This window comes from Kitasatospora sp. NPDC057512, assembly GCF_042802135.1.
In the GTDB taxonomy this organism is placed as follows: Bacteria; Actinomycetota; Actinomycetes; order Streptomycetales; family Streptomycetaceae; genus Kitasatospora.
Genome location: NZ_JBHVET010000474.1, coordinates 1 through 6,857 on the forward strand (window position 1 = coordinate 1; position 6,857 = coordinate 6,857).

The window sequence follows — 6,857 nt, forward strand, 5'->3', positions numbered from 1 at the left end:
CCCCGGCGGAGTCCGCCGGGGGCACCCGTACGTCGGGGGTGTCTACCGCTCTACAGCTCTGCCGCTCTGCCGCTCTCTACGGCTCTACGGCTCAATCGCTCTACTGCTTGAGCTCCGCGTACGCCTCCGCGCTGCTGTCCTTCAGGAACTGCCAGCAGCGGGCCTCCTCCTCGGTCTCCTTGATCGCGCCGGCCGCCCGGGCGAGCGCCGCCAGGCAGCGCAGGAAGCCGCGGTTGCCGCGGTGCTCCCACGGCACCGGGCCGTGGCCCTTCCAGCCGTTGCGCCGCAGCGCGTCCAGGCCACGGTGGTAGCCGGTACGGGCGTAGGCGTACGACTCGACGTACCGGCCGGCCGCGTAGGCGTCGTCGGCCAGCATCGCCCAGGCGAGGCAGAAGACCGGGAACTCGGCCGCCACCTGGGTCGGGGAGGCCGATTCCTCCGCCAGCATCCGGTAGGGCCGCTCCTCCTCCGGGAGCAGGGTCGGTTCGGGACCGTCGAGAAGATTCCTGTGAATCGCCATGCCCTGAAGTCTGCCACCCGAGACGCAGGGGTCAACCGCCGTCCCGGACGGGCCGCCGCCACGGGCCCCGGCGCCGCCCCCGAGGAGGTGGACATTCACCCGTTCGCCATGCCAGTGTGAAGATCATGTCTGCAGCCCGATCCGTCGGCAGGCGCACCGCACCGCCCCGGAAGGGCGGTCGCCGACGCCGCCGACAGCGGCGCAGACCCGGCCCTGGCATGCTCACGGCACTGGTGCTCTCCGTCCTGGTGCTGGGCGCCACGGCGGTCGTGCTGAGCCGCCCCTCGGCGGGCCCGGCCACCGCCCCGACCACCCAGGCGAGGGTCGCCCCGCCGGCCGAACAGGCCGCCACCGCGGCACCGGCAGCACCGGCGCCGGCTCCCGCACCGGCCGACACCCCGACGCCCCCGCCGGCCCCGACACCGACCCCGCCGCCCGCCCCCGCCGCGCCGGACCCCGGCCCCGCCAAGGGCGCGGGCACCTTCACCGTCGCCCCCGCCACCGCCAAGCCGGTCGGACGCGGCACCGTGCGCCGCTACCGGGTCGAGGTCGAGGACGGCATCGGCATCGACGCCCCGTCCGCCGCCGCGCAGGTCCACGGCATCCTCGGCGACAAGCGCGGCTGGACCAACGACCGCAGGAACGGCTTCCAGCTGGTCGCCGACGGCCCGTACGACTTCACCGTGAAGATCGCCTCACCGGCCACCGTGGACCGGATCTGCGGCGCCTCCGGACTGGACACCCACGGCGAGGTCAACTGCAACGTCGGCAACCAGGTGCTCGTCAACTCCAAGCGCTGGAACACCGGTTCACCGCAGTTCAGCGGACCGCTGGAGGAGTACCGGGCCCTGATCGTCAACCACGAGGTGGGCCACCGGATCGGCCACGGGCACGAGGGCTGCCCGGGCGAGGGCAAGCCCGCGCCCGCGATGATGCAGCAGATCTACGGTCTCAAGGGCTGCGCGCCCAACGCCTGGCCGTACTCGGCGGAGGGCACGTACCTGAGCGGGCCGTCCGTCCTGTAGCCCGCGGGACCCCGGCCGCACCGAGGGGCCGGCTAGCCGAGCACCGGCAGGTACGCCCGCAGGTCGCTGCGCTCCCCCGAGGCGGACACCTCGGCCGCGTCCACCGCCGCCGCCCAGTCGGTCCGGCCGGTGGCCAGCCGGATCCAGGTCAGCGGGTCGGTCTCCACCACGTTGGGCGGGGTGCCCCGGGTGTGCCGGGGGCCCTCGACGGCCTGCACCACCGCGTACGGCGGGATCCGCAGCTCGACCGCGCCGCCCGGGGCGCGGTCGGCGAAGGCGTCGGCCAGCAGCCGGGTGACGGCCGCGACGGCCTGCCGGTCGTGCGGGAAGGCCGGGAGGGCCCGAGAGCCCGGGGAGCCCGGGGAGCCCGGGGAGCCAGGGAAGACCTGGGAGCCAGGGAAGGCGTCGGGCCCGAGCGCGGCGGCCAGGTCGTCGGCGTGCACGACCGTCTCCACCAGCCTGGTCACCAGCATGTCGGAGAGCGTCATCGAGCCCAGCCGGATCTCGAACCGCCGGGCCGGGTCGGCGGCTTCGGGCCGCTCCAGCAGGGCGAGCAGCGCGTCCGCGGCCCGGCCGAAGGCGGCCGCCACCGAGGCCGCGTCCCCGGCGAACTCCGCCGCGCTCCGCTCCCGGGCCTGCTCGTCCAGCAGCGGCGCGACGGCGGCGACCCCGGCCGCCCAGCCCGACAGGTCCAGCGGCGCCCGCCCCTGCGGCCGGTCGTCCAGGTGCGCCGGGACGTGGTCGAGTTGGACGGCCAGGTGGGCGAGCAGCTCGCGGACCCGCCACCGCCCCAACCGGGTCGGCAGGTCCAGCTGCTCCGTGGTGAGCGCGTCCACGGCGGCACGCAGCGCCCTGGTCTGGGCGGCCAGCGCGGCGCGGACCTTCTGCGGCTGGTACGTACGGGGCTTGGCGGGCATGGGGCCCAACATACGACGAGGGGCGGACGGTTCACCAGGAACCGCCCGCCCCTCGAACAGGCCGATCAGGCCAGCAGGGCCTCGATGACGCCAGTGTGGGCGTCCTTCAGCTCCGCCAGCGAGACGCTGAACTGGCCCTGGACGTCCAGGCTGTCGCCGTCCACGACACCGATCCGGGTGGCCGGCAGGCCGCGCGCGGTGCACATGTCGTTGAAGCGGAGCTCCTCGCTGCGCGGCACCGCCACGACGGCGCGGCCGGCCGACTCCGAGAACAGCAGGACGAACGGGTCCTGGCCCTCGGGCACGACGATCCGCGCACCGTGGCCGCCCTTGAGGCAGCTCTCCACCAGCGCCTGGCCGAGACCGCCGTCGGACAGGTCGTGCGCGGCGTCGATCATGCCGTCGCGCGAGGCGGCGATCAGGATGTCGCCGAGCAGCCGCTCGCGCTCCAGGTCCACCTTGGGCGGCAGGCCGCCGAGGTGGTCGTGGACGGCCTGCGACCAGGCCGAGCCGCCGAGCTCGTCCGCCGTGTCGCCGAGCAGGTAGAGCAGCTGCCCCTCCTCGGCGAAGGCCAGCGGGGTGCGCCGGGTGACGTCGTCGATGACGCCGAGCACCGCGACCACCGGGGTCGGGTGGATGGCGACCTCGCCGGTCTGGTTGTACAGCGAGACGTTGCCGCCGGTGACCGGGGTGCCGAGCACCAGGCAGGCGTCGGCCAGGCCGCGGGTGGCCTCGGCGAACTGCCACATCACGTCCGGGTCCTCGGGGGAGCCGAAGTTGAGGCAGTCGGAGACGGCGAGCGGCTTGGCACCGCCGGCCGCGACGTTGCGGTACGCCTCGGCCAGCGCCAGCTGGGCGCCGGTGTACGGGTCCAGCTTGGCGAAGCGGCCGTTGCCGTCGGTGGCGACCGAGACGCCGAGGTTGGTCTCCTCGTCGATCCGGATCATGCCCGAGTCCTCGCCGACCGAGAGCACGGTGTTGCCGAGCACGTAGCGGTCGTACTGGTCGGTGATCCAGGACTTGGAGGCCTGGTTCGGGTGGCTCGCGACCTTCAGCAGGTCGGCCTTGAGGCCCTCGCCGGTGGTCGGGCGGGCCAGCCGCTCGGCGGTCGGGGCGTCGGCCTGCAGCGCGTCCTGCCAGTCGGGGCGGGCGTACGGGCGCTGGTAGGTCGGGCCCTCGTGGGCGACGGTGCGCGGCGGGACGTCCACCACGAGCTCGCCGTGCCAGTAGATCTCCAGGCGCTCGCCGTCGGTCACCTCACCGATGACGTTGGCGATGACGTCCCACTTCTCGCAGATCTCCAGGAAGCGGTCGATCTTGTCGGGCTCGACGATCGCGCACATGCGCTCCTGCGACTCGCTCATGAGGATCTCCTCCGGCGAGAGCGTGTGGTCGCGCAGGTGCACGGTGTCGAGCTCGATCCGCATGCCGCCGGAGCCGGCCGAGGCCAGCTCGCTGGTGGCGCAGGACAGGCCGGCGCCGCCGAGGTCCTGGATGCCCTTGACGAGCTTCTCCCGGAAGATCTCCAGGGTGCACTCGATCAGGAGCTTCTCCTGGAACGGGTCGCCGACCTGGACCGCCGGGCGCTTGGCCGGCTTGGTGTCGTCGAAGGTCTCGGAGGCGAGCACCGAGACGCCGCCGATGCCGTCGCCACCGGTGCGGGCGCCGTACAGGACGACCTTGTTGCCGGCGCCGGAGGCCTGCGCGAGGTGGATGTCCTCGTGCTTCATGACGCCCACGCACAGCGCGTTGACCAGCGGGTTGCCCTGGTAGCAGGAGTCGAAGACGACCTCGCCGCCGATGTTCGGCAGGCCCAGGCAGTTGCCGTAGCCGCCGATGCCCGCGACGATCCCGGGCAGCACGCGCCGGGTGTCCGGGTGGTCGGCCGCACCGAAGCGCAGCGGGTCCATCACGGCGACCGGGCGGGCGCCCATCGCCAGGATGTCGCGCACGATGCCGCCGATGCCGGTGGCCGCGCCCTGGTAGGGCTCGATGTACGACGGGTGGTTGTGCGACTCGACCTTGAAGGTGACCGCGTAACCCTGGCCGACGTCGACGACACCGGCGTTCTCGCCGATGCCGACGAGCATCGCGTCCGAATCCGGCTTCTTCTCGCCGAACTGCTTCAGGTGGACCTTGCTGCTCTTGTACGAACAGTGCTCCGACCACATGACCGAGTACATGGCGAGCTCGGCGCCGGTGGGACGGCGGCCGAGGATCTCGCGGATGCGCGCGTACTCGTCCTCCTTGAGGCCGAGGTCGGCCCAGGGCTGGGCGGCGTCCGGGGTCTGCTCGGCGTTCTTGACGGTGTCGAGGCTCATCAGGCGTTCACCAGCTGCTTCAGGACGGAAGTGAAGAAGCCCAGGCCCTCGGTGGTCGGACCGGTGAGCGGCTCCACGGCGTGCTCCGGGTGCGGCATCAGGCCGACGACATTGCCGGCGGCGTTGGTGATGCCGGCGATGTCGCGGTACGAACCGTTCGGGTTGACGTCCAGGTAACGGGCGACGACCCGGCCCTCCGCCTCCAGCTCGTCCAGCACCCGCTCCTCGGCGACGAAGCGGCCCTCGCCGTTCTTCAGCGGGACGACGATTTCCTGGCCGGCGGAGTAATCCCCGGTCCAGGCGGTGCCGGCGTTCTCGATGCGCAGCTTCTGGTCGCGGCAGATGAAGTGCAGCGAGTCGTTCCGGGTGAGCGCACCGGGCAGCAGGTGCGATTCGCAGAGCACCTGGAAGCCGTTGCAGATACCGAGCACCGGCATTCCGAGCTTCGCCTGCTCGATGACGGTCTCCATCACCGGCGAGAACCGGGAGATGGCACCGCAGCGCAGATAGTCGCCGTAGCTGAATCCGCCCGGCAGGACGACGGCGTCGACCTGGTGGAGATCCTTGTCACGGTGCCAGAGGGCGACCGGCTCGGCGCCGGCGAGACGGACCGCCCGCCGGGCGTCGCGGTCGTCGAGGGAGCCGGGGAAAGTGACGACGCCTACGCGGGTGGTCACTTGCCCTCCTCCTCGACCCGGACGGTGAAGTCCTCGATCACGGTGTTGGCGAGAAAGGTCTCGGCGGCTTCGCGGATACGGGCGAGCGCCGCGTCGTCGACCGGGCCCTCCACATCCAGCTCGAAACGCTTGCCCTGGCGGACGTCGGCGATCCCGGTGAATCCGAGACGGGGCAGTGCACGCTGCACCGCCTGTCCCTGGGGGTCGAGGATCTCCGGCTTGAGCATGACGTCGACTACGACGCGTGCCACTGGCACTCCCGGTGGTGTCTTCGGTGAGGCGGGGGAACTCCAGACTACCGGTGGTTTCGGGCAGGATTGCTGGCCGGGCATAGCGACGCGCGTAGACCCCAGACCCTTACGCAGCAAGGGATCCGGCACCCTCGGCACCCGCCCGGGCCGGCCGGTTTCCCCGGATTCGGCACTCGGAACGACGCCCTCCGGAGAACACCCGAATACGGCACTTGGGGACAGAACCGCCCGACCCGCACATCGGTATCAAGGAACCCGCCGAAGAGACGTGAATATCCGGAAAAGAATGCCGGACTCTTCGATTTCGGCCCCCTTCGGGTGCAGAATAGGGCCACCTGTCGCGGCAAGTGCTGCGTATCAGGCGAGCCGCCCGGCCCGCCCGTACGTGCTTGCGCGAGTTGGTGCACATCAGGCCCCGGTACCCCCTCGGACCGGCGGCCGAATTGCCCGAGAGGATTGACACCCATGGCTCAGCGTGTAGTTGTCACGCTCTCCGACGACCTGGACGGCGGCGCCGCCGCCGAAACCGTCCACTTCGGCGTCGACGGAAAGTCGTACGAGATCGACCTGTCCGTGGACAACGCGGAAAAGCTGCGGGAGGCCCTCGCTCCGTTCGTCGCCGCCGGCCGCCGGCAGAGCCGCACCGGAAAGTCCTTCCGGCGCACCGCCCTCACCCCGGACCCGGCCGCCGTCCGCGCCTGGGCCCTGTCCCGCGGGATGGAACTGCCGGCCCGCGGCCGCATCCCCAAGCACGTGTACGAGGCGTTCGCCGAGGCGAACTGAGCCCCGCGGGGAGCCCGCTCCCCGGTCGCCCCGCCCGCCCGGTCCGAAAGGGTGGGGCGACCACCCCGAACGATGCTGTAGAGTATTCCTCGTCGCCGCAACGGAGAGATCCGAAGAGGCGGCGGGTGCCCCACCAGGCACCATGCGGACGTGGCTCAGTTGGTAGAGCATCACCTTGCCAAGGTGAGGGTCGCGAGTTCGAATCTCGTCGTCCGCTCGCAGTGCGCGAGCACAGCACAACTCAATAGTTTGACCTGCGGACGTGGCTCAGTTGGTAGAGCATCACCTTGCCAAGGTGAGGGTCGCGAGTTCGAATCTCGTCGTCCGCTCAGATACGAAGGGCCCCCTCGTTTGAGGGGGCCC

Annotated in this window: 7 protein-coding genes and 2 tRNA genes; 4 read left to right on the plus strand and 5 right to left on the minus strand. The window is 71.8% G+C overall.

Going from position 1 to position 6,857, the window contains the following annotated elements; genetic code table 11:
* Nucleotides 1–100: 100 nt before the first annotated feature.
* Nucleotides 101–520 (minus strand): DUF3151 domain-containing protein, encoded by a 420-nt coding sequence (locus tag ACFU6K_RS26625; RefSeq protein ID WP_049659647.1) that lies wholly within the window; start codon nucleotides 518–520, stop codon nucleotides 101–103.
* Nucleotides 521–738: 218 nt separating this feature from the next.
* Here ACFU6K_RS26625 and ACFU6K_RS26630 point away from each other — a divergent pair, with 218 nt between their 5' ends.
* On the plus strand, nucleotides 739–1,545 hold the full coding sequence (locus ACFU6K_RS26630; protein WP_380667103.1) for a DUF3152 domain-containing protein: 807 nt from the start codon (nucleotides 739–741) through the stop codon (nucleotides 1,543–1,545).
* Nucleotides 1,546–1,577: 32 nt separating this feature from the next.
* Here ACFU6K_RS26630 and ACFU6K_RS26635 read toward each other — a convergent pair whose 3' ends face one another.
* The 4 genes from ACFU6K_RS26635 to purS all read right to left on the minus strand — a co-directional run bounded on the left by ACFU6K_RS26635 (nucleotide 1,578) and on the right by purS (nucleotide 5,711).
* A complete protein-coding gene (locus ACFU6K_RS26635) occupies nucleotides 1,578–2,462 on the minus strand; it encodes a sterol carrier family protein (RefSeq protein ID WP_380667105.1) in 885 nt (294 codons plus the stop codon).
* Nucleotides 2,463–2,527: 65 nt separating this feature from the next.
* Nucleotides 2,528–4,783 carry a phosphoribosylformylglycinamidine synthase subunit PurL gene (gene purL, locus ACFU6K_RS26640; protein WP_380667107.1) on the minus strand — a complete coding sequence of 752 codons (2,256 nt, stop codon included), beginning with the start codon at nucleotides 4,781–4,783 and terminating at the stop codon, nucleotides 2,528–2,530.
* Entirely contained in the window at nucleotides 4,783–5,460 is a 678-nt protein-coding gene (gene purQ / locus ACFU6K_RS26645; RefSeq protein ID WP_380667109.1) for a phosphoribosylformylglycinamidine synthase subunit PurQ, read from the minus strand. The genes purL and purQ overlap by 1 nt, the downstream gene beginning before the upstream one ends.
* Nucleotides 5,457–5,711 (minus strand): phosphoribosylformylglycinamidine synthase subunit PurS, encoded by a 255-nt coding sequence (gene purS / locus ACFU6K_RS26650; RefSeq protein ID WP_049654013.1) that lies wholly within the window; start codon nucleotides 5,709–5,711, stop codon nucleotides 5,457–5,459. Before purS ends, purQ begins: the two co-directional genes overlap by 4 nt.
* Before the next feature lie 465 nt (nucleotides 5,712–6,176).
* Here purS and ACFU6K_RS26655 point away from each other — a divergent pair, with 465 nt between their 5' ends.
* The 3 genes from ACFU6K_RS26655 to ACFU6K_RS26665 all read left to right on the plus strand — a co-directional run bounded on the left by ACFU6K_RS26655 (nucleotide 6,177) and on the right by ACFU6K_RS26665 (nucleotide 6,823).
* Nucleotides 6,177–6,494, plus strand: a complete 318-nt coding sequence (locus ACFU6K_RS26655; RefSeq protein ID WP_030056585.1) for an Lsr2 family protein — start codon at nucleotides 6,177–6,179, stop codon at nucleotides 6,492–6,494.
* Nucleotides 6,495–6,638: 144 nt separating this feature from the next.
* A tRNA-Gly gene (locus tag ACFU6K_RS26660) sits at nucleotides 6,639–6,711 on the plus strand.
* A 39-nt stretch (nucleotides 6,712–6,750) separates the two neighbouring features.
* Nucleotides 6,751–6,823, plus strand: a tRNA-Gly gene (locus tag ACFU6K_RS26665).
* Nucleotides 6,824–6,857 lie beyond the last annotated feature (34 nt).

Excerpts from the sequence above, each read along its gene's own strand:
- ACFU6K_RS26625 (WP_049659647.1), bottom strand. The coding sequence starts at position 520 with ATGGCGATTCACAGGAATCTTCTCGACGGTCCCGAACCGACCCTGCTC.
- ACFU6K_RS26630 (WP_380667103.1), top strand. The coding sequence starts at position 739 with ATGCTCACGGCACTGGTGCTCTCCGTCCTGGTGCTGGGCGCCACGGCG.
- ACFU6K_RS26635 (WP_380667105.1), bottom strand. The coding sequence starts at position 2,462 with ATGCCCGCCAAGCCCCGTACGTACCAGCCGCAGAAGGTCCGCGCCGCG.
- purL (WP_380667107.1), bottom strand. The coding sequence starts at position 4,783 with ATGAGCCTCGACACCGTCAAGAACGCCGAGCAGACCCCGGACGCCGCC.
- ACFU6K_RS26655 (WP_030056585.1), top strand. The coding sequence starts at position 6,177 with ATGGCTCAGCGTGTAGTTGTCACGCTCTCCGACGACCTGGACGGCGGC.